A 22,336-nucleotide genomic window follows, 5' to 3' on the forward strand; every position below is an offset into this window, starting at 1 on the left:
CGGGGTCGGTGGTGGTGGCTGCGGTGGTGAGGTGCTCTTCGATCCGGTCCAGGGTGTGGGGGGTGGTGTGGTGTTGGAGCCGGTCCAGGGTGGCGTTGATGAGGGTCGCGGCGTGGGAGGACACGGCCGGTGCCTGGAGGCTCCCGGTGGGCGGTTGCGTGGTGGTCCCGTCAGTGGCGGGGTGGGGTGTGAGGGCGGTGGCGAGGTGGGGCCGGGTTGGCGGGAGTGGTTCGCCGGTGAGGCTGGTGCGGGGCAGGGTGTGCTGGGCGAGGGTGAGGCGGCGGCGTGCTTCGCGGATGGGGATGCGGAGCCTGAGGCGTAGGAACTCTGCGGTGTTGCGGCAGCCGTCATCGGCAGGGGAGGGCACGGCAGGGTGGGTGGTCCTGGCCGCGGCCTGGGTGATGGCTTGGGTGCGGGTCCGGTCCACAGTCAGGGCTGAGATGAGTTGCAGGTACTCCACGGTGCGGGCAAGGTTCTCGACCCGGACGGCGTAATCGGCGGCCTCGACATAGGTGGCTGCTGCCAGGAGGTCCGGGGCGGCCAGGGCGGCGGTGGCGAGTTCTTCGGCAAGTGCCCCGAGGATGGCAGGGCCGGATCCCTCCCCGCCGGGGACGGCGCGAAGGCGGGCCGGACTCGTCCGCCGGCTGCCGGCGTCGTCAGCGTTCCCGCCGAACAACCCACCGAACAACCCGCCGAACGGCCCGTCCAGCTGCTCCCCAATGGCCTCCATAACCCAACTCTGCCAGCCACCACCGACACTCAAGAGCCCCCAAAACCCCTATGTGGAAAACCCAACCCCGGGTGCTCAGCTGGGGGCGGCGGCGGAGCCGGTACGAGCCGCGGCCGGCTCCTTTTGCCAGGGCCAGCGCCCCGTGATTTCCAATTCCAGGGAGAAGCTGAGGAACGTCCTGATCAGCACGATGATGGCCAGCACCCCAACGCTGGCGAACGTGGGTGTGACGGCAACGGTGCGGATGATGTCGGCGGCGACGAGCAGTTCAAGGCCCAGCAGGATGGACCGGCCCAGCAACTGGCGGTAGGACCGGTAGAAACCCAGCTTCCCGGCCCCCGGCGGAAGCTGGCGCGGCTGATGGCCACGGATCGCCAGCGGGAGGGACACCACGGCCCCGATCACCATCACCGCGACTCCCGCAAAGTCGACAAGCTGCCCAACTGCCTCAATGACCTGCCGAAATTCCATGCCCCGCCTTAGCTCGGGCCAGGCATCCCGCGGCCAACCTGGCTGTAACCCATTGGACGGCGGCCTTCGTCACGGATGGCGGATGCCGTTCCCTGCTATGACGTCCCTGTACCCTTCCCGGAACGTGGGAAACGTGAAGGTGAACCCGGTGCTTCGGAGCAGGTGGTTACGGCAACGCTTGTTGCCTCCACGAGCGGGACCGGCGTCACCCACCCGGGGTTCTGGAAGCCCAAGTTCGGCTGCAAGGAACCGCAACACGGAACCCAGCTCGGCCGGCTCATCATCCACGCCGATATATGCCGGCGCGGGCGCAGCCTCCATGGTGGCAAGGTGCACAATGGCGGCCGCTGCATCGTCACGGTGGATCCGGTTGGTGTAGCGCACGTCCTCGGGAACCACGGCCGAGCCTGTCTTCACCTGGTCAATCAGCCGCGTCCGGTCCGGCCCGTAGATGCCTCCCAACCTGAGCGCAATACCGGTGGTCCCGGTTCCCGCAAGCCTGTTGTGCAGGAGATCCTCGGCTTCCACCAGCACCCGTCCGGAGAAGCCGCCCGGATCCGGCGCCGTGGATTCGTCCACCCAGCCGCCACCCGCATCGCCGTAGACGGCCGTGGAGGAAACAAATAACACCCGGTCCGGGTGCACGCCGTCACGCTCGAGCGCATCCAGGACATGTGCCACACCACGTACATACGCCGTCCGGTATGCCTCTTCCGAGGGGGAATCGGCAGCGACGGCAATGACGACGGCGGTGGTGTCCGCAGGGACTGGCGGCAGTTCGGGCGAGCCCAGGTCCGCCGCAGCACCTTCAATGGCTGCCGGAAGCTTCGCAGGGGACCGGCGCCAGCCCACAACCCTGTGCCCCGACGCAGCGAACCTGAGCCCCGCTTCGGTACCCAGGTCGCCGCACCCTGCCAAAAGAATCGTCACGACCTACGGCGCCTCAACCGGGAAGAACACGCGCGGATCCTGCAACAGCGCCGGGTACGCGAACGCGGAGCGGTCAATGATCTCCATGACCTCGAAATTCCTGCCAAAGCGGCCGTCATCGAGGGTGATGGGGCGCCCCACGACCTGTCCCACGGCGAACCTGGCTCCGTTCTCGAACGGAACCGCAACCGGCGTCTTCCCCGGGAGGGTCCGGAACGCCTCCTCCTGCGCCGCGCGCTTGCGGGTGGGCTTCTTCTCCTGAGGCTTCGGGGGCGCCTTCTTGGGCGCCCGTGACGGCCGGCGGGACCCGTCGTCCACGTAGACAGGGGAGTAACCGTCATCTCCGGCCGACATCGCGGCCGCGGCAGCAGCGCTCCGGTTCACCGGCGGAAGCGCAACGGTCCTGAGCGACTGGGGGTCGACGTCGTCATGCGGCTCCCGCAGGATCCAGAGAATGTCCCCCTCCGGTTCCTGCGGCAGGAATTCGTGCCGGGGTTCGGGCCAGACGTAGTCCATGTCCGGAATGGCGTCCGGGAAAACGGACGTGTAGAACTTCGGTTCCTTGTGCACCAGCTTGGAACGGTGGCTCAGGTGGAAGTCGGGGTCCCCGAGCCAGGGCGGCAGGATGATCTTGGCGGCGTAGTCCGGATGGGCAGCCTGCGGCGCAAACTCGGCGATGTTCGCCCGGGTGTTGTCCGGGTGGCCACGTTCGATCCATTCGTCCACCATCGCCAGCCCATACATGGTGAGGGCCGGCACGTGGCCCATCCACATGCGGATCGCGGGGTGGGTCTGCCAACCGTACCCGGGAATCACCAGGGCGCGGAGGGTCTGCAGCGCTTCAACCCGCTGCTTGCCCAGCCGTGCAGTGTCCAGGGCTTTGGCGCTTTGGCGGAAGTCAGGGTACGGGAGGAAGGTTTGCATCTATTCAGTCTGACGGTCCCCGGCGGAAGTGCCAATTGCTGTGCCAACGGCCACATCGCGGAAAGGTTAATGTCCAAATAGTGGACGCATGCATACGACGTTCAGGTTAAACCACTAAGATCACCGCAACCCCAACCGCGTTTCGGAAGCTCTCTCATGACATCTACACCTGACAAAGCAGTCGCCCACGCCCGCACCGCCCTGCCCCGTTTCGGGCAGATGCTGGCCCCGGAAGCCCAGGGAATCCTGGTCCTCGACGAGTTCACCATCGATCCCGCCGCCGCGCGCAAGGACCAGCACCGGTTCCGCGACGGCATGGCCACCGTGGCCAGGACGGTCCGGCGGATCGCCGCCCTTCGCGTGGTCATCGCGCTTGTGGCCATTGGCAACCTGCCCCTGTTCCTGCTGTCCAGCGGCGTGTGGATCTACGGAGTCTCACTCGCCCTGGTCGTTGCGGTCCACGCAGCAGTGACGCTGCTCAACCGGCACGAACCGCGGCTCAAGCAGCGCTCCGCCCTGGAACTGCACATGCACCGCGAACGCAGCGCCAACTACCGCAAGGTGCGCGACGCCGTGAAATACATGATCGACACCCCCAGCCGCATGAACGAGCACCTCTACCTGGAGTTGCTGGCCGTCAAGCGTGTCGCCCTGAACCTTGCGCACGGCACGGTTGCCCTGCTGGACACCAGCGACGACTCCGCCTGGAAGGTGCGGATCGTCCGCGAACTGCCGGCCAGCTGACCGGCGGTTCCCTGCCGACTCCGGCAGCGGCCCGGGAATTAAAAGAACGACGCCGGCACATCCCTTGTGGGGGTGTGCCGGCGTCGTCTTTTGGTCAACGGAATTTGTCTATCGCCGACCTGTCTGTGTCGCCTTCCAAAAGGCGGGCGGCCAGGGGGCCGCTGGTGATGCCGCCTCAGGCGTTACGCGGGAAGCTGGATAACCTGTCCCTCGAACACGAGGTTCGGATCCGAAATAGTGTCCAGGTTGGCGTCGGCAAGATGCTGCCAGCCGCCCTGGATGCCCAGCTTGTCGGCAACAATGCTCAGGGTATCCCCGGCCTGCAGCGTGTAGGTCTCGCCGCTAAGGGCAACCGACGTAGCATGCCGCGGCGCCGGTGCCTGCTTAACCGGAGCACTTTGAGCCGGGGCACTTTGAACTTGGACGCTCTGCGTGGGAGCAGCCTGGACGGGCGCGCTCTGGACCGGGGCTCCGCCGCCACCGCTCAGGCCGAGCTGGGACGCGCAGGAGGGCCAGGCACCCCAACCCTGGGAGGCCTGGACCCGCTCCGCTACCGCGATCTGCTGTTCACGGCTGGCATCCGCGGGGGAGCCGGTTCCGCCGTAAGCGGCCCAGGTGCTGGAGGTAAACTGCAGGCCGCCGGAGAAGCCGTTACCGGTGTTGATGGACCAATTGCCGCCGCTCTCGCACTGGGCGAGTGCATCCCAGGTGGAGGTCGGGGTGGCTGCGTTGGCCGCCGTGGCTGAGAGGGCCAAACCTGCCGCGGAGACGGCGGCCAGGGTGACTCCACGGCGTGCGGCAGTACGGAATTTGGTGTTTTTCATGATGGTGATGCTCCTGAAGGCCACCAGCGCTGGTTCCGTCCCCGGAGATCGTCGCGCCACTGCCCGCCCCTGACAAATAGAGGTCACTGTCGGTGGCTGCCGCTGGGCAGTTCTGGTGGAGGCAGCACCGGGCAATCAAAGAGCCCGCCGGGCGGGCATGCATTTCACGCTAGGACATCGCTTTGGCGTTATCAAATCGAGATTCCAGCAGGGGTGTCGGGTAGGTGCAGTGCATCTGCGGGGAGCCGGCGGTCTTTAAGGCGTCGAAGTCCCGGGCAGGCGCAAAACCGGGAGGGGCACTATCCTGACCGGATGGACAACTTTGCCGGCGGCAGCACCATGCCCGAAACCGAAACGGACCCTGCGGAACCCGCAGCCCCTGCCAAGCCCCTCCCGGTGGCAGAACTGCACCTGCACATCGAGGGCACGCTGCAGCCCGAGCTCATCTTTGCCTTGGCCGAGCGCAACGGTATTGCGCTGCCGTATTCCGGTCTGGACGAACTCCGCGAGAAGTATGAGTTCACGGATCTGCAGTCCTTCCTTGACCTCTACTACGCCAACATGGCGGTGCTGCGAACCGAGCAGGACTTTGCGGACATGACCCGGGCCTACCTGGAGCGGGCTGCTGCCGCCGGGGTCCGGCACGCGGAAATCATGATGGACCCGCAGGCGCACCTCTCCCGCGGCATTCCCCTTGAGGCGTGCGTCAGGGGTGTGGCATCGGTGCTGGAGACCTCGGAGGAGGACTACGGTATCTCCACCATCCTGATCGCGGCATTCCTCCGGGACCTGCCGGAGGACTCCGCGCTGGAAGTCCTCGGCCGGCTGCTGGCCATGAATGCGCCCATCGGTGCCATCGGCCTGGATTCGGCCGAAGTGGGAAACCCGCCGTCCAAGTTTGAGCGGCTGTACGCGAAGGCGCGTGAAGCAGGCCTGCGGTTGACGGCGCACGCGGGGGAGGAGGGCCCGGCGTCGTACATCATCGAAGCCCTGGACCTCCTGGGCGTGGAGCGGATCGACCACGGGATCCGCTGCATGGATGACCCCGACCTGGTGGAGCGCCTGGTGGACGAACGCATTCCCCTGACGGTCTGTCCCCTGTCCAACGTCCGGCTCCGTGCCGTAGACACCCTGGCCGACCATCCGTTGCCCGCGATGCTGGCCGCCGGACTCAACGTCTCGGTCAACTCAGACGATCCCGCCTACTTCGGCGGCTACGTGGATGACAACTTTGCGCAGCTGACTTCGGTGTTTGAACTCTCTGATTTCGACAGGGCACGCCTCGCAGCGAACTCCATCCATTCCTCGTTCGCGTCAGAGGAGCGGAAAGCGGAGCTGCTGGCGGAATTGAACGGCAGGGAAGTGTCCGACTGACCGCTGCTGTGTCGGGGGCAACAGCCGGTCTTTCTGCCCGGTAAACTAAGTGCCGCAGGCGTGTCTGGGGAGTGCAGGGCAGCATCCATGCCAGCACTTGAGGGTTATGCAGACAGCCCTTACCCGAGACCTCCGCCTCACTTGCGGCACAATCCGCTTCATAGTCGGTCACGACACGCAGAATTTACCAATTAAAGTCGCGCGATTTAATGGGCTGTTGGCAAGATGCCTAAGACCGATCGCTTTTATATAAGGGGAATCATGGCCAAGTCCACCGCAGAAAACACCTACCTTCGACTCAAGACCGTGCTCGATGTCCTGACCGAAGGCGTGTGGTCCGGCGATGCACTGAATGCAGGCCAGGTCCTGGCGGAAGCAACTGCCCGCGTGCCGTTCAACGAGCATGAGGCAGAACTTCTCAGCGGCGGAATCCCGCGCGGCCACAAGACCCTCACCTCCGCCACCGCCAAGCTGGTCAAGGCCGGCTGGCTGATCAAGGGCCGCTCGGGCTGGACCATCACCGAGGACGGCATGCGCGCTACCGTCGCCTTCCCCGACGCTGATTCCTTCGCCGCAGCGCTCGACGCCGGCACTCCCGTCCCTGCCGATACTCCCGTTCCCACGGCTCCCGAAGGCTTTGTCCGCCCGGTCTCCGCCGCCGCGGCGACGCTGGAGGTTCCGGCCAAGGAGGAGGCTCCGAAGAAGACCGCCAGGAAGGCTCCCGCGAAGAAGGCCGCCTCGGCGGTGGGCAAGGCAGCCAAGGCGATCGAAGACGCCGTCGAACCCGTAGTGAAGGCAGTACGCAAGGGCAAGGCTTCGGCCAAGGACAAGGCAGCAGCAGCCCCCGCTGCCGAGACCTCCGCCGCCACCGAGCCGTTCGAGGGCCCGGACGTTGAAACCCTTCCGCAGCCCGAAGCTGTGGCCTTGGCTGGTGACTTCAACACCATCCTGGGTGCCCCGGAGAACTGGGCACCGCAGTACGACGAAGCGCAGATGGAATTCGATTTCCTGGACCAGCTGTGGAAGAAGAGCGCCGAGCTTCCCGCCGGGTTCTACACCTTCAAGATCGCCCTCAACCGATCCTGGACTGAGAACTACGGTGCCTTCGGCACGTTCGACGGTCCCAACCACGAGTTGCACCACGCCGGCGGCAAGGTGACCATCCGCTACAACCACGCCACCCGCGACATCACCATCAACTAAGGGATGCATCCGCCCGGCCGGGCCGCGCTGACTGTCGTTTCCAAACAACGGTGACAGGTAGCGCGGCCCGGCCGGGACGGCAAGCTGCGGACGAGGAGGTCCACCATGGGTAGGCACGCAGGGCCCGCGCAGGAAAACCCGGCGCAGGCCAATATCCGGCTGGACGCGCGCGTGTCCGGCATGGTGCAGGCTGTGGGCTTCCGCTTCCGGACCATGGGCCAGGCTGAGGACCTTGGACTTTCCGGCGAAGTGAAGAACCTCGACGACGGTTCGGTTTCCGTGGTGGCCGAGGGGCCCGAGCCGAAGGTGCGCCAGCTCCTGGAGTGGCTCAAATCCGGCCGCACGCCGGGCCGGGTGGACAACGTGGAGGCATCGATATCCGAAGCCTCCGGTCAATTCCGCGGCTTCCGGGCGCACTGAGTCGCTCCCGCGGCAGCGACGTTCCCGCGGCGCCGTCAGGGGGCCTGTCCCGCACTAATCCCGCGGACTAAGCCCGATGAAGGCCCCGAGTTCCTCCAGCCCCGCGGGCTTGTGCGGCATGTAGCTGGTGAGGTCGGGGGAACGGATGATGACCGCGCGCCACTGGCCGCGGGACACCGCCACGTTGATGCGGTTCCGGTTGAGCAGGAACTCCGCTCCCCGCGGAGCCTCTGAGACGGCCGAGCATGCCATGGAGACCAGCACTACGGGAGCTTCCTGGCCCTGGAACTTGTCCACGGTGCCCACCCGGACATCGGGCAGTCCGGCCTCCGCCAGGTGCCTGCGGATCAGGTGGACCTGGGCGTTGTAGGCGGCCACCACCAGCAGGTCCTGCTGCCCGAGGGGGCGGGATTCGGTGTCCGGGCCGCAGGTCCATTTCAGGCCCAGGTGCCGGCGGGCCTGGCTTACCACTTCTGTAGCTTCTTCTTTTGACGCGGTGGCGTTGCCGGTGTGGTTGACGAACACCGTCTCCACCCCGGGCGCCAGGACCTCCAGTTCGCGAAGGGACGCGGCCGGAGCCGATGCCAGCCTTCCCTCGTAGCCGAGGTTCGACACTGCCCGGCACAGGTCCGGATGCATCCGCCAGGTATCGGCGAGGAAGTAGCCCAGGCTTACGGGAAGGGTGGCGTGGCCGGCCGCGAGCCAGCCAAGCGCGGACTGGTCCACTGGTTCCGGGTGCGCGCCCTGGGTGACTTGCGGGAGCTGCTGGGGGTCGCCCAGCAGGAGCAGCCGCGTACCCGCGACGCTGACCGCCAGGGTGTTGGCCAGCGAGAACTGCCCGGCCTCGTCAATGACCAGGAGATCGAGGGACCCGGCGGGGACTTCCTTGCCGGTCATGGTCCACGCGGTGCCGCCCACCAGGCATCCGCCCGGGGATGCCAGCAGGCGGGACACGTCGCCTTCTGAGGTGAGGTTCCAGGGGACAGGATGGGGTGCGGCCAGTTTCTTGCCCACCACCTGGGGGTCCACTCCGCCGGTTTCGATTGCCCGGCAGAGCAGGTTTTCCACCACGTTGTGGGACTGGGCAACCACCCCGACCTTCCAGCCCTCGGCCACCAGCCTGCCGATGACGTGGGCACCAACGTAGGTCTTGCCTGTCCCTGGCGGACCCTGGACGGCCAGATAGGAGTGGTCCAGGTCCCGCAAAGATTCGGTGATGGCCCCCGCGTAATCGGCTGAACCATCGTCGCCATGCCGGACGTCCGCCGGCCCTGGCAGCGAGTGGAACCGCGGCGGCAACTTGCGCAGGATGTCCAGGCCCGGTTGCGCGGGGAGGGACGGCACCGAAGCCCCGACAGCGCTGGCGATGTCCGCGATGGCTGCTTCAATGCTGGCGGTGGCCAGGGGCTGGTCCTCCGTGAGTGCCACCGGAAGGTGCGGATAGGCGCGAACTTTGCCGGTCTCCCGCTCGGCAATGGTCACGAAGTGTTCCGGGCTGTCCGGTGCCGGCTCCAGTTCGCTGATCCTGGTCCCGAAGGAGTAGGCCCTGGTCCCCGGGGCAGCGTCCGGGGCGGTCATGCCATCAGGTCCCGGGGCGTCGTACAGCCGGCACCAGTTGGAGTCGGCGCGGAAATCGGAGCCCTCCGTCATGGTGCCTCGGAGCTTCAGGACGCGGGTTTGCATCCGTTCCCGGGGCTTGGCCAACGCCCAGTCCGAGACGACTTCCGCTGACGATACAACGAACACGTTCCGTTGGTCGGACCAGTTTTCCAGCGGCGCCTCGACCCGGTCGAAGTGTTGCCACCAGAACTGCTTGCGCTCACGCCGGTGATATCCGGTGGCTGCCGCAACCATGGCGATGGCACGCTCGTCGTCAGTCCACGGGCGGTTGTCCGGCAGGCCGGCAAGATACTCGCGGAGCCGACGTTCTTCGGCGGTTTCGTCCTGCGCATCCTGGCGTCCGTCGACTGCGGGATCTGTCGGGGGAGCAACGGTCAAAGCAGCCACCGCAGGGGCGTCCCCTGACGCTTGGGCGTCCGCAGGGGCCACGGAAGCGATTCGAAGCAACCAGTCACGCAGCCGAAGGGTGGAGAGGCAGTCGTACCGGTTGTAGTCGGAAATCGACGCCAGGATGGTGTCGGCCTCGTCCTGCCGCCCTTCATCGCGGGCGGCACAATAGGCGGCGTAGGCAACCACCGAAGCGCCGGCGTCCTTGACGTCCCCGGACCGGAGGTTGTCTCCCATGTACAGCGGTTCAAGCTTCTTGATGGAGTACGACGCCTCCGAGATCCGAAGGGAATGCCGCACCGTGGCGTACAGGTCCACCAGCAGCCCCTGCCGGAGCCAGTCATCCACCGTGTCCTCGCCCGCCTGGTGCGCAAGCGAAAGGTTCCGCAGCGCGGTCTTTTCGTACGGGGCGTAGTGGTAAACGTGCATGTCCGGGTACCGGGCGCGCCGCTTCTCCACGTAGTCCAGGAAGTCCAGGAAGGCGCGGCGCTCCCCGGAACGGGAGTGCGCCCAGAACGGGCGGAAGACGGGATCGCCTTCCGCACCAGGCACCGGGGCCTCGATGACGCCAAAGAGGTATTCAATGCCCCACGCGCCGGTGGCCGGGTCCTGCCACAGCGGATCGCCCTCGAAGTCGAAGAAGATGTCCCCGGCACTGGGGGCGGGCAGCGATCCGATGGTGTTGTCCGGAAGGACCGTGTAGGAGACCGTGTGCGGCTGGCCATCCTTGGTAAATGTCCTCGAGCCTGCGGGCTGGTCCAGGCCCAGCTGCATCCTCGCCTGGGCGCGGAGCCGGGCCACGGAGTTCCTGGCTTCGCCGGCCGGCATGGCTGCCAGTTCATCGATGCTGGTGATCTTCGCAGCATGAAGTTTCCGTCGCTGGACCACGGACATGCCCGCCACCATCAGCAGATCCCTGTGCAACTTCACCTGCTCGGCGCAGTAGTCGCAGCGCCCGCAATGCACGACGCCGGGCTGCTGCCACTGGACGGGACCATCGGCCGCCCGGTGGGTGGCTGTGAGTTGGCGGAAGCGCCGCCGTCGTTCACGGAAAACGGGCAGCAGGTCCGGCAGGGAATGGCTGCTCCGCAGCCAATCGTCGCCGACGCGGGTGCCGAGGACCAGCGTGACGGCGGGGGAGGGATCCAGCCCCATCCCGAGGAGCTGGTCGCCGTAGGCAGCCAGCTGCAGCAGGGCCCCCACCTTGGCGTGCCGGGCAAGTTTGGTGTCCCAGACCTCGTACCGGCCGGGGTTCCCGGTGCCTGCCGCCTCATTGACCAGGAAATCCGCGTAACCAAGGAACTCGCCGTCGAAGAAGGTGGCCTGGAACACGACGTCCGCCCCGGACCGCAGGGCAAGTTCGGTCTCTGCGTGTTTCGCCTGAAGCTCGCCCCGGAGGTTTTGGCCGCGGTCCAGTGAGTAGACGCCGGACCCGCGGCCCGCGTCCCATTGGCCGTACTTGGCCACCAGGCTGGCCAGCACGGTCTGTTCATGCCGGTCGCCCAGTTCGCCGGCGCGCTTCTGCATCTCATCGACCGGGAACTCTGCCTTGGGAGTACGCCCCAGCTTTTCGTCCAGGATTCGCAGCGTGCGGTACTCACACTCGGAAGCTGCCACAAGGTCGCTGGCGGAGAAGACCAGGTCCGGCGGCGCAGCGGATCCGGCATGATGACCGGCAGCGTCCAGCAGAAACACGGGGCCTCCCCAACTGTTTGCGGGCCCGGAGACGGTTTCCCTGGCCTGGAATCAAACCTAGCAAGAGGCACTGACAAACAGATGCCGGGTCAGTGGAATGGGTTTCTTGATCCGGGAGGAAACGGCGTGGGACGCCCGTTAAGTCAGGCGGGCAACGCTCCGCCGTGAAGGACGCCGGGCAGCCGCGTCGGAGAACAGCTCCGGGGTGGATTCCTGGATGCGCTGGACGTCCTCGAAGACGGCGCGAAGGTGAAGGCGCAGGCGGCTGTCCGCATCGGAAAGGTCGTTGGCTTCCAGTGCGTCCACCACGGCCGTGTGCTGCTCGATCAAGGTGGAAACGGGCCGGGTGTCCAGCAGGCTCATCCGGCGCGCCCGGTCCAGGTGTGCCTTGGCGGAGTTGACCGCACTCCAGGCGGATTCGTGTCCGGCCAGGCGCAGGAGTTCCCGGTGGAAATCCTCGTCCAGCCGGAAGAATTCCTCCACGTCGCCGCTGGCGTCAGCATCCGACTGCGCCTTGAGAATACCCCGCAGGACGCCGATGCCTTCCGCGTCCACGGCGAGATCCCGGAGCGACGCGCACTCGATGGCTTCGCGGATGAACTGCGCTTCGGAGACCCGCGCCAGGTCCACCAGCGAGACGAACGAGCCGATCTGGGGAAAGACCTGCACCAGTCCTTCCTCGCGGAGCAGGATGAGGCTCTCGCGTACCGGCGTGCGGCTGACGCCCAGCTCCTGCGCCAGCTCGTTCTCGGATAGGGGCTCGCCCGGCGGGAGTTGCAGCGAGATGATCCTGCTGCGGAGCGTCTCGAGGGTTTGGTCGCGCACCGAAAGCCGGGGGGAAGCACCTCTTTTGTCCGTTGCCATGCCATTAGTCTAGCCCGTTGACACACTAGAATGGTAGTGCTTGTATGGTAGTAGAAATCGAAGTGCTGCCGGTTCACTGATGCCCATCCGAGGGGCCCGGCCGGGCAGTCCACAGCTTTCCGCTGTTCAATCCCCTTCAACGTTTTTCCTCCCCCTAGACAGCATCACCTGCAAAGGAGCAACTGATGACCGAAAGCATTGCACCGCCTACCAGCAGCAAGGTTGAAGCCCGGAACACCCGCGACCTCGCAAAGGTGGCCGTCTCCGGCTGGCTTGGCACGGCCATGGAATTCATGGACTTCCAGCTGTACTCCCTGGCAGCCGCCATCGTCTTCAACAAGATCTTCTTCCCGGACGTCAGCCCCGTCATCGGCCTGATCGCCGCGATGGCCACCTACGGCGTGGGGTACGTTGCCCGCCTCTTCGGTGCTGTCTACTTCGGCCGCATGGGCGACCGCATCGGCCGCAAGAAGGTCCTGTACATCACCATCGCCCTGATGGGTGCCTCCACCACCCTGATCGGCGTACTTCCCACCTACGCCATGGTGGGCATCTGGGCACCCATCCTCCTGGTGGCCCTGCGCCTCATCCAGGGTTTCGGGGCCGGCGCGGAAATCGCGGGTGCCACGGTGATGCTGGCGGAGTTCGCTTCGGCTCGCCGACGCGGCATCATCTCTTCCCTGGTCTGCCTGGGCACCAACTCCGGAACCCTGGGCGCCTCGGCATTGTGGGCCATCCTGGTCAGTTCCCTTTCGCAGGAGGACCTGCTGAGCTGGGGCTGGCGCGTCCCGTTCCTTGCCAGCTTCGTGATCATGCTGTTCGCCGTCTGGATCCGCCGCTCCATCAAGGAAAGCCCGGTCTTCGAACAGCGTGCCGACGTGGTTGACGGCGTGGCACTCACCAAGGACAAGATCAAGAGCGCAGCCGCAAAGGCCCCCGAACTCGCGGGAACCAGCACCATCGAAGCTGCCCTGCACCAGAAGAAGGGCAAGGCGTTCCTGATCGCACTGGGCCTGCGCTTTGGCCAGGCCGGCAACTCCGGACTGGTGCAGACCTTCCTGGTGGGCTACCTGGCCACCGTCCTGATGACGGACAAGAGCGTGGGCACCAACGCGATCATGTACGGCTCGATCCTCGGCTTCGTCACCATCCCCTTGATTGGCCTCCTTGGTGACCGCTTCGGCCGCCGCCCCCTGTACCTGGTGCTCAGCGCCCTCACTGCCCTCTACGCCATCCCGATGATGCTCATGATCACCAGCGGCAATTCGGCGCTTATCACCATCGCCATGGTCATCGGCCTGAACCTGGGCGTGCTGAGCCTCTTCGCCATGGAAAGCGTCACCATGGCCGAGTTCTTCGGTGCCCGCACCCGCTTCACGCAACTGGCGCTCGCCAAGGAGATCGGCGGCATCCTGGCCACAGCCATCGGCCCGCTGCTGGCGGCAACGCTTACCGCAGTCACCGGACACTGGTGGCCGCTCGCCGCCATGGTCATCGGCTACTCGCTGATCACCCTGGTCTCCGCAGCTGTTGGCCCCGAGGTCCGCGGCCGCGACATGGTCCGCCTGGAGGACGCAGTATGAAGGCAGTCGTCGTCCACGGTGCCAACGACCTCCGCATCGATGACCGGCCCGAGCCCGTCGCCGGGCCCGGAGAGGTAGTGCTCGACGTCGAATGGGGCGGCATTTGCGGCAGCGACCTTTCGTACTGGCGCCACGGAGCGTCGGGTACCGCGGCGCTGAAGTCACCGCTCGTCCTGGGGCACGAGGTGGCGGGCCGGATCGCCAAGCTGGGCGCCGGCGTCGAACATCTCGAAGTGGGCCAGCCCGTCACGGTGCATCCCGCCGAACTGGTGGGGGACGGCGCGCTGCCGGAGCGGCTCCGGGGCCGGACCAACCTCTACCCGCAGATCCGCTACTTCGGCTCGGCGGCGTTCGACCCCCACACCGACGGTGGGTTCAGCGAACGGAAACTCGCCAAGGCATTCCAGGTCCGGCCGCTTCCGGACGGGGTGGACACCCTCCGTGGGGCACTGGCGGAGCCGCTCGCCGTCGCCATGCATGCCGTCAGCCGCGCCGGCAGCCTGCAAGGCCGGGACGTGCTGGTCAACGGTGCCGGTCCCATCGGGTCGCTGGTCACGGCGGCCGCCAAGTACGCCGGAGCCCGGACCGTGATTGCCACCGACATCAGCGACGCGTCCCTGCGGATTGCCAAGGCCATGGGCGCAGACGAGGTACTGAACGTCTCGGACACTGCGCTCCCCACGGACATGGAGCTCGTCTTCGAGGCCACCGGGATCCCTGCCGTTTTGGGCGGAGTCCTGCGCGCCACGGCCCGCGGCGGCACCGTCGTCCAGGTGGGCAACCTGCCCGGCACCCCTGCGGCCTCCGCGCTGGGGGACCTGGTCACCCGGGAAATCACCTGGATCGGGTCCTACAGGTTCGTGGATGAAATCACCGATGCCTTGCAGGCCATGAAGGACGGCCTGGACGTCTCGCCCATCATCACCCACAAGTTCGCCATCGAGGACGCGGCGCAAGCCATGCAAACGGCCGCGGACCCCGCGGCCGGCAGCAGCAAGGTCATGCTCCGCCTCAGCTCGGACTGACACCCACCCCCACCAAAACAGCGGTAAGTGCCCGTTCTGAACCCTCACAGCGGGCACTTACCGCCACCGAACATTGCATACCACCATGAGAAGGACTCCCAGTGAAGATCACCGACGCACGGGTTGTGGTTTCGTCGCCCGGACGGAACTACGTCACGCTCGTAATTGAAACCGAGGACGGCATCACCGGCATCGGCGACGCCACCTTGAACGGTCGCGAGCTGGCTGTAGCCTCCTATCTCTCCGAGCACCTCTGCCCGTTGCTCATCGGCCGCGATGCCCGCCGCATCGAGGATGCCTGGCAGTACTTCTACAAGGGCGCCTACTGGCGCCGCGGCCCGGTGACCATGACGGCCATCGCAGCCATCGACGTCGCACTCTGGGACATCAAGGGCAAGGCGGCCGGCATGCCGGTCTATGAACTCCTGGGCGGCGCGGCCCGCGAGGGCGTGATGGTCTACGGACACGCCAGCGGCACCACCCTTGAGGACCTCAGCGCAGACTTCCAGCATCACCTGGACCTTGGCTACAAGGCCATCCGCGCCCAGGCAGCCGTGCCCGGCCTGGACAAGACCTACGGGATCGCCCCCGTGGACGGCAGACTCTACGAGCCGGCCAGCGGCAACGTGCCCCAGGAAGACACCTGGGAGACCACCGCCTACCTGGACTTCGCACCGAAAATGATGGCCCACGTCCGAGGGGAGTTCGGCTACGGCGTCCACGTCCTGCACGATGTCCATCACCGGCTCACGCCCATCGAAGCAGGCCGGCTTGGCGCCTCCCTTGAGCAGTACCGGCCGTTTTGGATCGAGGACCCGACGCCGGCCGAAGACCAGTCGGCATTCCGCCTGATCCGCCAGCACACCACCACGCCCGTGGCTGTGGGCGAGGTGTTCAACTCCATCTGGGACTGCCAGCAGCTCATCACCGAACGCCTGATCGACTACATCCGCACCTCCGTCTCGCACGCCGGCGGCATCACGCACCTGCGCCGCATTTTCTCCCTCGCGGACCTCTACGGCGTCCGCTCCGGCTCGCACGGCGCGGGTGATCTGTCGCCGGCCTCGTTCGCAGCCGCACTGCACGTTGACATGAGCATCCCCAACTTCGGCATCCAGGAATACATGGGCCACCGCGACCCCGCCGGGGAAGTCTTCACCACCTCCTACACCTTCAGCGACGGCTACATGCACCCCGGGGACGCTCCCGGCATCGGCGTAGAGTTCAATGAGGAAGCCGCCGTACGCTTCCCCTTCGACCCCAAGTACCTGCCGGTGAACCGGCGCCTGGACGGATCGGTGCACGACTGGTGAACACTGCAGCCCACCAACCCTTTGACGTGGTGGTGATGGGGGAGATCCTCGTCGAAGTCGCCACCGACCTTCCCTTTGCCCACGGCGTTCCCGCGCAGCTTGGCATCTCCGGCGACGCCCTCAACGTCGCAGCCTCCGCCGCCGCCGCAGGCGCCACGGTAGGCCTGTTGTCCGTGCTGACCGATGACGAATTGGGCCACGCCATTGCCGCCCGTATCGCCGAACTGGGCGTTTCGACCGACCTTCTAAAGTTCCGGCGCGGCCAGCAGGGCGTTTACCTCGTCCACAGCGATCCTGCCGGCGAACGCGAGTTCTCCTACGCCCGCAGCGGCAGCGTGGGTTCCACCCTGGGCCCGGAGGACGTCGATCCCGAAGTTGTCGCGGCAGCCGGGGCCCTGGTGGCGGGCGGCATCGCCTGCGCCATTTCACCAACGTCGCGCGCCGCCGTCGTCAAAGCTGCCGGCCTGGCCACACGCTTTGTCTACGATCCCAATTACCGCCCCCGCCTCACCACCGTGGAAGAGGCGACGGCGGCACTCACCGCCCTGGCGCCGCAGGCCTTCCTGGTCACGCCGTCATTCCCCGGCGAGACGGATGCCCTGCTGGGCGTTGCCTCTCCGCAGGAGGCCGCGGCCAAGCTGCGCTCGCTGGGTACCGCCAACGTTGCCGTCACCTGTGGGGCGGAAGGGGTCCAGCTCGAATGGAGCGGCGACGCCGCCCAAGGTGCCGGCTCTGCGTGGGTGCCGGCGGTTCCCGCCCCCGCCGTGGTGGACCAGACCGGTGCCGGGGACGCGTTCGTTGGGACGCTCACCGCGCGTCTGGTGCTGGGCGACGACTTCCCGACGGCGGCACGTTTCGGGGCTGCCGCATCGTCGCTGGTGGTGGGCGGCAAGGGCGGTACCGGTTTCATCCCTACATTCGAACAGACCAGGGCGCACGCCTCCGGGAACTTCTCCGAAGGAGCGCAGCCATCGAACGCCTGACTATATCTTCCCTGGCAACCAGCGGACACCACGCCGGCATCAAGCGGGACAAACTGCAGCCCGGCATCGTCCACCTGGGCCTGGGAGCCTTCGCCCGCGCCCACACCGCGGTCTTCACGGAAGACGCAATGCTTGCCGCCGGCGACTTCGAGTGGGGGATCATCGGGGTCACCCAGCGTTCCAGCACCGTGGCCCGGCAACTGGCGCCCCAGCATGGCTTGTTCACCGTGGCAGAACGGGGAGGCAACGCCGCCCCGCTGCGTGTGGTCTCCAGCATCGTCGACGCCATATCCGGGCGCGACAACCCCGAACTGGTGGTCGAGCGGATCGCCGCACCGGCCACAAAGATCGTCACCCTCACCATCACGGAAAAGGGATACCGGTTCGATCCGAAAACCCGCACCCTTGACCTGCAGGACCCGGAAGTCCAGGCGGACCTCTCGGGACGCCCGCCGCGTACCGCCATCGGGCAAATTGTCCGTGGCCTGCAGCAACGGCCACTCACGGGTGCCGGAGCCATCACCGTGGTGTCCTGCGACAACCTGCCCGGCAACGGCGAACTGACCGGAACCCTGGTCCGGAATTTCGCGGCCGCCCTGCCCGCACCTGAAAGCGAACCCCTGCTGGCCTGGTTGGCAGGAAACGCAACCTTCCCCAGCACCATGGTCGACCGGATGGTGCCGGCCAGCACGCCAGGCGACCTGGCCGGCGTCGAACGTGAACTTGGCCTTCGGGACGAAGCCGCCGTGGTGGCCGAACCCTTCAAGCAATGGGTGATTGAGGACAATTTCGCCGCCGGCAGGCCGCGCTGGGAGGATGCCGGGGCGGTGTTCAGCACCGACGTCGCCGCGTGGGAGGCAGCAAAGCTGAGGCTGCTGAACGCCAGCCATTCGATGCTGGCCTATCTGGGGCTCGCCGCGGGCAAGGAAACCATCAGCGACGCCGTGGCCGTGGACGCGTTCCACACCGCCTGCCGGCGCATGATGCTCCAGGAAGCGCTGCCCACCATCACCCTCCCGGCCGGGCTGGGCGGGGAGCAGTACTGCGACGAGGTGCTCCGCCGCTTCGCCAACCCCGCCCTGGGCCACACCACCGCGAAAGTGGGCAGCGACGGTTCCCAGAAGATAGGGCTGCGCCTGCTGCCCACCATCAAGGGAACGCTCGACGCCGGCCGCGAACCCCGCTGGGCTGGGCTCGCCATTGCCGCGTGGATGCACCATGTGGCCACCACCCTGGAAACCGACCTCAACGATCCGCTGGCCGCGGAGCTGAACGCAACACTGCCGGCCGCCAGGGACGCCGACAGCGTGGTGCCTGCACTGCTGGGCTTCCGGCCCGTTTTTGACCAGGACCTGGCGGAACATGGCGGCTTCCGCAACCTGCTCCTGCACTGGTACCGCATCATCGAAACCAACGGGCCGGACGGCCTGGGAAATGAGATCAACCATGGCTGACGCATCAGGCGTCCTTGGCGTTTCACCTGTCATCCCGGTGGTCACCATCGACGACGCCCAGGATGCGGTGCCCCTGGCCCGTGCCCTGGTGGACGGCGGCGTGAAGACCATCGAGCTGACGCTGCGCACCGACTCCGCGCTGACCTCGCTGAAGCTGATCGCCGAGGAGGTGCCGGACATCCTGGTGGGCGCCGGCACCATCCTCACGCCGGGCCAGGCCGACGCCGCCGTCCAAGCGGGTGCCACATTCCTGGTCAGCCCCGGTGTCACCCCGGCCCTGCTCAAGCACATGCTGTCCCTGGACGTCCCGGTGCTGCCCGGCGTCGCCACCGTGGGCGAGGTAATGGCCGTCCTGGAAGCCGGATTGGATGCGATGAAGTTCTTCCCCGCCGGGCCTGCAGGCGGTCCGTCCTATCTGGCGGCCATCGGGGCGCCCCTCCCGCACGTGCAGTTCTGCCCCACCGGCGGCATCAGCCTGGCCACCGCCCCGGATTACCTTCGGCTGCCGAATGTGGCCTGCGTGGGCGGCAGCTGGCTCACTCCGGCGGACGCCGTCGCGGCCAAGGACTGGGCGCGGATCACCAGCCTGGCCAGCGGCGCGGCCGCGCTGGGCCGGTAACCCATCCCCGCAAGCCGGCCGGGCGTCAGCTCTCGGCTGCGGCAGCCCGGACCTGGGCCTTGTCGTGCTCCGCGTGGGCGTTGCGCAGCAGCTCCATGAACTCGGTTTCGTTGCGGACCAGCCGCTTGTACTTCTCGGGAAGCTTGCGGATCTGGTTTTCTTCGCGGCACATCTTGGCGAAGATCTTGTCGCGTTCGGCCATGTCCGTCTCGTAGTTGAGGTCCATGTATTCCGTGGCGTGGCGCCGCGCCCCGGACACCGCGTTCTTGGCCTTGCCCTTGGGGCTGAAGATGGACGCCAGGATGGTCACCACCAGGACACCCAGGATGACGCCCAGCGAGACAACGGTGCTGACCTCCACCACGTTGACGTGCTTGCCGTCGTTGATGAAGGGAAGGGTGTTCTCGTGCAGGGCGTGCAGGATGAGCTTCACGCCGATGAAACCCAGGATGACCGCCAGGCCGTACGAAAGGAAGATCAGCCGGTCCAGCAGGCCGTCAATCAGGAAGAACAGCTGGCGCAGGCCCATCAGCGAGAACGCGGTGGCGGTGAACACGATGAACACGTTCTGGGTGAGGCCGAAGATGGCCGGAATTGAATCCAGGGCGAACAGGATGTCCGTGCCGCCGATGGCCACCATCACCAGCAGCATCGGCGTCAGGACCCGCTTGCCGTTCTCCACTGTGAAGAGTTTGTCGCCGTCGTAGTGTTGCGACGCCGGCAGGAGCTTCCTGGCAAGCCGGACCACCAGGCCTTCGGAGTCGTCGTCGTGGCTGTCGGGTTTGAGCAGGTTGCCGGCGGTGAGCAGCAGGATGAGCCCGAAGATGTAGAACACCCAGGCAAAACTGTTGATCAGTGCCGCGCCCAGGAAGATGAACGCCGTGCGGGCGATCAGGGAGAACACGATGCCGAACAGCAGCACCTTTTGCTGGTCCGCGCGGGGCACCTTGAAACTGGCCATGATGATGAGGAAGACGAAGAGGTTGTCCACTGACAACGCCTTCTCCGTCACGTAGCCGGCAAAATATTCCGTCCCCATGTCGGGTCCGCCGAACACCAGTACGGCCAGCCCGAACAGCACGGCAATTCCCACGTAGATCGCGGACCAGGTGGCGGATTCCTTGAGGGAGGGCGTGTGGGCCTTACGGACGTGGAAGAAGAAGTCGAAGGCCAGCAGCCCCACGATTCCCGCAATGGTCAGGGTCCAGATATAAGCAGATACTTCCACGCGGCGGGCCTTTCGTCGGAGGGTCCCTCCAGCCTACCTAAGCGGGCTTCAGGAGTTCGTGCTCCATGACGGCGGTCCGGGACAGCGTCTTGTACCCCTCCTGTTCAAAGAGCACCGTGATGACGTCGTCCTCGTGCCGCATCACCAGGCCGGGCCCCCACTCCTTGTGCACCACCGCGGACTGCAGCGGGAAAGGCTCGGCGGCGGCGGAAGCCGGCCCGCCGCCGTCGGACGCCTTGCCCGGCTGTTTCTTCCCCTGCTTTTGCTTGGCGTGGGACTTCTTTCCCGCCTTCCCCTTGTCCGGCTGCCCCGCGTCCCCCGAAGCGGCAGCAGCGCACCCGTCGCAGTTTCCGCACGGCTCCGGCAGGTCCTCGCCGAAGTAGCCCAGCAGGAACTGCCGCCGGCAGCCGTCCGTCTCCGCGTACGCACGCATCATGGTCAGCCGGGACTGGTCCACGCGCTGCCGGGCTTCGGCGAGTTCGACGGCGTCGTCCACCAGGGCGGGCAGCTTGGCTTTGGAGGTCAGCCGGATGCCCCGCTTGCCTGTGCTGACGGCGCCAACCTCTTCCAGCTGGTTGATGAGTCCCGTGATGCGGCGGGCGGGTAACCCGGTGAGCTCGGCCAGGGACGCCTTCGGCGCGGGAGCCTTGGCGGCCTTGAGAATCTTCAGCACGGCCAGGAGGGAACCGGGGTCGGGGGAGTGGGTGCCGAAGAACTTCCGCAGGCCGAGGTCCTCGGAGCGGTAATGCAGCACGGCGGATGCGGGTTCGCCATCCCTGCCTGCCCGTCCGATCTCCTGGTAGTAGGAGTCCAGCGACTCCGGAATGTCGGCATGCACCACGAACCGGACGTTCGGCTTGTCGATGCCCATGCCGAACGCCGTGGTGGCAACCACGACGTCCAGCTGGTCAGCCAGGAACAGCTCATGGATGTGTTCCCGGTCCCTCGCGGAACGGCCGGCATGGTAAGCCTCCGCGCGCAGCCCCTCCTTGACAAGCTTGGCCGCGTATTTCTCCGTGTCCTTCCGGGTGGCCGCATACAGCAGGCCTCGACCCTTCCCGGCCAGCTCCGCCACCTGCTCAAGGACGGCCTTGCGCTTGCCCTTGTCCTCATGGTGGCGGACCACATCGAGGCTGATGTTGGGCCGGTCGAAGCCATGGACCAGGACCAGTGGCTGGTTCATGCCCAGCCGCTCCACGATCTCGTCCCTGACCGGCGGGGAGGCCGTAGCGGTCAAGGCAGCCACGGGCGGATTGCCCAGCTGTTCCCGGACATTGCCGAGGGCGAGGTAGTCAGGTCGGAAATCGTGGCCCCAGGAGGAAACGCAGTGGGCCTCGTCCACCACGAAGAGGGAGATGTTTAGGGCTTTGATCCGGTCCACGGTTGACTGCTTGGCCAGCTGTTCGGGGGCGAGGAACAGGAACACGGCCCGGCCATCCTCGGCGGCCTGCCATGACGCCTCGACTTCGGCGTCTCTGTGCGAGGAGTTGATGGCCACAGCGGCATCCGGCCCGAGCGCCTGGGCCAGGCCGTCCAACTGGTCCTCCTGCAGGGCAATAAGCGGTGAAACCACGACGGCGGGACGTCCGGTGGTCCTGTGCAGGTGCAGGGCGGCGACCTGGTAGATGGCGGATTTGCCATATCCGGTGGGCATCACGGCCAGGACGTCGCGGCCGTCCGCAAGGGCTGCCATGCCAGCCAATTGGCCGTCCCGCAGGTGGGGCAGCGAGAAGGGTGATTCAGCAAGGGCCCGGAGGGCTGGTTCGTCGGCCATGGAATGCGGCTCCGCACAGAAGAAAACTGCGGCCGCTTGCTTCAGCCGTAGGAACCACCCTACGCCAGCCCCGCGCCGCCGTCGTAAACCTTCGGGCGTATGTGGAAAAGCAGGCCGGACAGGGTGTCAGCCCACGGGCCTGCCGGCCGGCGGCCGTCCTTGACTTCAGGG

At 66.5% G+C, this 22,336-nt stretch carries 18 protein-coding genes and 1 pseudogene; 10 read left to right on the top strand and 9 right to left on the bottom strand.

The features are described 5' to 3' along the window. The 4 genes and pseudogenes from FB478_RS18845 to FB478_RS18860 all read right to left on the bottom strand — a co-directional run. Positions 1-730 (bottom strand): annotated as a pseudogene (locus FB478_RS18845) (HNH endonuclease); the annotation flags it as partial. Between the two features lie 75 nt (positions 731-805). Beyond that, positions 806-1,201: a DUF1622 domain-containing protein gene (locus FB478_RS18850; protein WP_134165874.1), complete on the bottom strand. Its 396-nt coding sequence runs from the start codon at positions 1,199-1,201 to the stop codon at positions 806-808. Positions 1,202-1,270: 69 nt separating this feature from the next. Beyond that, positions 1,271-2,131: an SDR family oxidoreductase gene (locus FB478_RS18855; protein ID WP_144601316.1), complete on the bottom strand. Its 861-nt coding sequence runs from the start codon at positions 2,129-2,131 to the stop codon at positions 1,271-1,273. A gap of 3 nt (positions 2,132-2,134) precedes the next feature. Beyond that, the gene (locus FB478_RS18860) at positions 2,135-3,055 is read right to left on the bottom strand and encodes an MSMEG_6728 family protein (RefSeq protein WP_142068461.1); all 921 of its coding nucleotides are present in this window, start codon (positions 3,053-3,055) and stop codon (positions 2,135-2,137) included. Between the two features lie 156 nt (positions 3,056-3,211). Here FB478_RS18860 and FB478_RS18865 point away from each other — a divergent pair, with 156 nt between their 5' ends. After that, the gene (locus FB478_RS18865; RefSeq protein WP_018771396.1) at positions 3,212-3,799 is read left to right on the top strand and encodes a hypothetical protein; all 588 of its coding nucleotides are present in this window, start codon (positions 3,212-3,214) and stop codon (positions 3,797-3,799) included. Between the two features lie 182 nt (positions 3,800-3,981). Here the strand turns inward: FB478_RS18865 and FB478_RS18870 are convergent, their stop codons facing one another. Then, positions 3,982-4,623: a transglycosylase family protein gene (locus FB478_RS18870; protein WP_056389450.1), complete on the bottom strand. Its 642-nt coding sequence runs from the start codon at positions 4,621-4,623 to the stop codon at positions 3,982-3,984. A gap of 312 nt (positions 4,624-4,935) precedes the next feature. Between FB478_RS18870 and FB478_RS18875 the strand changes: the two genes are divergently transcribed. The 3 genes from FB478_RS18875 to FB478_RS18885 all read left to right on the top strand — a co-directional run bounded on the left by FB478_RS18875 (position 4,936) and on the right by FB478_RS18885 (position 7,620). Then, on the top strand, positions 4,936-5,997 hold the full coding sequence (locus FB478_RS18875) for an adenosine deaminase (RefSeq protein WP_186447840.1): 1,062 nt from the start codon (positions 4,936-4,938) through the stop codon (positions 5,995-5,997). Positions 5,998-6,258: 261 nt separating this feature from the next. Continuing rightward, positions 6,259-7,200 carry a glycosidase gene (locus FB478_RS18880; RefSeq protein WP_018771393.1) on the top strand — a complete coding sequence of 314 codons (942 nt, stop codon included), beginning with the start codon at positions 6,259-6,261 and terminating at the stop codon, positions 7,198-7,200. Between the two features lie 105 nt (positions 7,201-7,305). Further along, positions 7,306-7,620, top strand: coding sequence for an acylphosphatase (locus tag FB478_RS18885; protein WP_056389332.1), 315 nt, complete (start codon positions 7,306-7,308; stop codon positions 7,618-7,620). Between the two features lie 54 nt (positions 7,621-7,674). Here FB478_RS18885 and FB478_RS18890 read toward each other — a convergent pair whose 3' ends face one another. Continuing rightward, positions 7,675-11,322 (bottom strand): TM0106 family RecB-like putative nuclease, encoded by a 3,648-nt coding sequence (locus FB478_RS18890; protein WP_056389335.1) that lies wholly within the window; start codon positions 11,320-11,322, stop codon positions 7,675-7,677. Between the two features lie 138 nt (positions 11,323-11,460). Beyond that, entirely contained in the window at positions 11,461-12,186 is a 726-nt protein-coding gene (locus FB478_RS18895; RefSeq protein WP_056389338.1) for a GntR family transcriptional regulator, read from the bottom strand. Positions 12,187-12,371: 185 nt separating this feature from the next. Between FB478_RS18895 and FB478_RS18900 the strand changes: the two genes are divergently transcribed. The 6 genes from FB478_RS18900 to eda all read left to right on the top strand — a co-directional run bounded on the left by FB478_RS18900 (position 12,372) and on the right by eda (position 19,163). Beyond that, positions 12,372-13,769, top strand: a complete 1,398-nt coding sequence (locus FB478_RS18900; RefSeq protein ID WP_018771388.1) for an MFS transporter — start codon at positions 12,372-12,374, stop codon at positions 13,767-13,769. Further along, entirely contained in the window at positions 13,766-14,794 is a 1,029-nt protein-coding gene (locus tag FB478_RS18905) for an L-idonate 5-dehydrogenase (RefSeq protein ID WP_144601317.1), read from the top strand. The genes FB478_RS18900 and FB478_RS18905 overlap by 4 nt, the downstream gene beginning before the upstream one ends. A gap of 101 nt (positions 14,795-14,895) precedes the next feature. Beyond that, a complete protein-coding gene (manD, locus tag FB478_RS18910) occupies positions 14,896-16,107 on the top strand; it encodes a D-mannonate dehydratase ManD (protein ID WP_144601318.1) in 1,212 nt (403 codons plus the stop codon). After that, positions 16,104-17,090 (top strand): PfkB family carbohydrate kinase, encoded by a 987-nt coding sequence (locus tag FB478_RS18915; protein ID WP_018771385.1) that lies wholly within the window; start codon positions 16,104-16,106, stop codon positions 17,088-17,090. Before manD ends, FB478_RS18915 begins: the two co-directional genes overlap by 4 nt. 74 nt (positions 17,091-17,164) lie before the next feature. Beyond that, positions 17,165-18,544, top strand: coding sequence for a mannitol dehydrogenase family protein (locus FB478_RS18920; RefSeq protein WP_261377461.1), 1,380 nt, complete (start codon positions 17,165-17,167; stop codon positions 18,542-18,544). Then, a complete protein-coding gene (gene eda / locus FB478_RS18925) occupies positions 18,537-19,163 on the top strand; it encodes a bifunctional 4-hydroxy-2-oxoglutarate aldolase/2-dehydro-3-deoxy-phosphogluconate aldolase (protein WP_056389346.1) in 627 nt (208 codons plus the stop codon). Before FB478_RS18920 ends, eda begins: the two co-directional genes overlap by 8 nt. 25 nt (positions 19,164-19,188) lie before the next feature. Here the strand turns inward: eda and FB478_RS18930 are convergent, their stop codons facing one another. Both FB478_RS18930 and FB478_RS18935 read right to left on the bottom strand, forming a co-directional pair. Further along, positions 19,189-20,391, bottom strand: a complete 1,203-nt coding sequence (locus FB478_RS18930; RefSeq protein ID WP_018771382.1) for a TerC family protein — start codon at positions 20,389-20,391, stop codon at positions 19,189-19,191. A 37-nt stretch (positions 20,392-20,428) separates the two neighbouring features. Next, on the bottom strand, positions 20,429-22,165 hold the full coding sequence (locus tag FB478_RS18935) for an ATP-dependent DNA helicase RecQ (protein WP_144601319.1): 1,737 nt from the start codon (positions 22,163-22,165) through the stop codon (positions 20,429-20,431). Positions 22,166-22,336: the final 171 nt, after the last annotated feature.

The organism is Arthrobacter sp. AG367, assembly GCF_007828995.1.
In the GTDB taxonomy this organism is placed as follows: Bacteria; Actinomycetota; Actinomycetes; order Actinomycetales; family Micrococcaceae; genus Arthrobacter.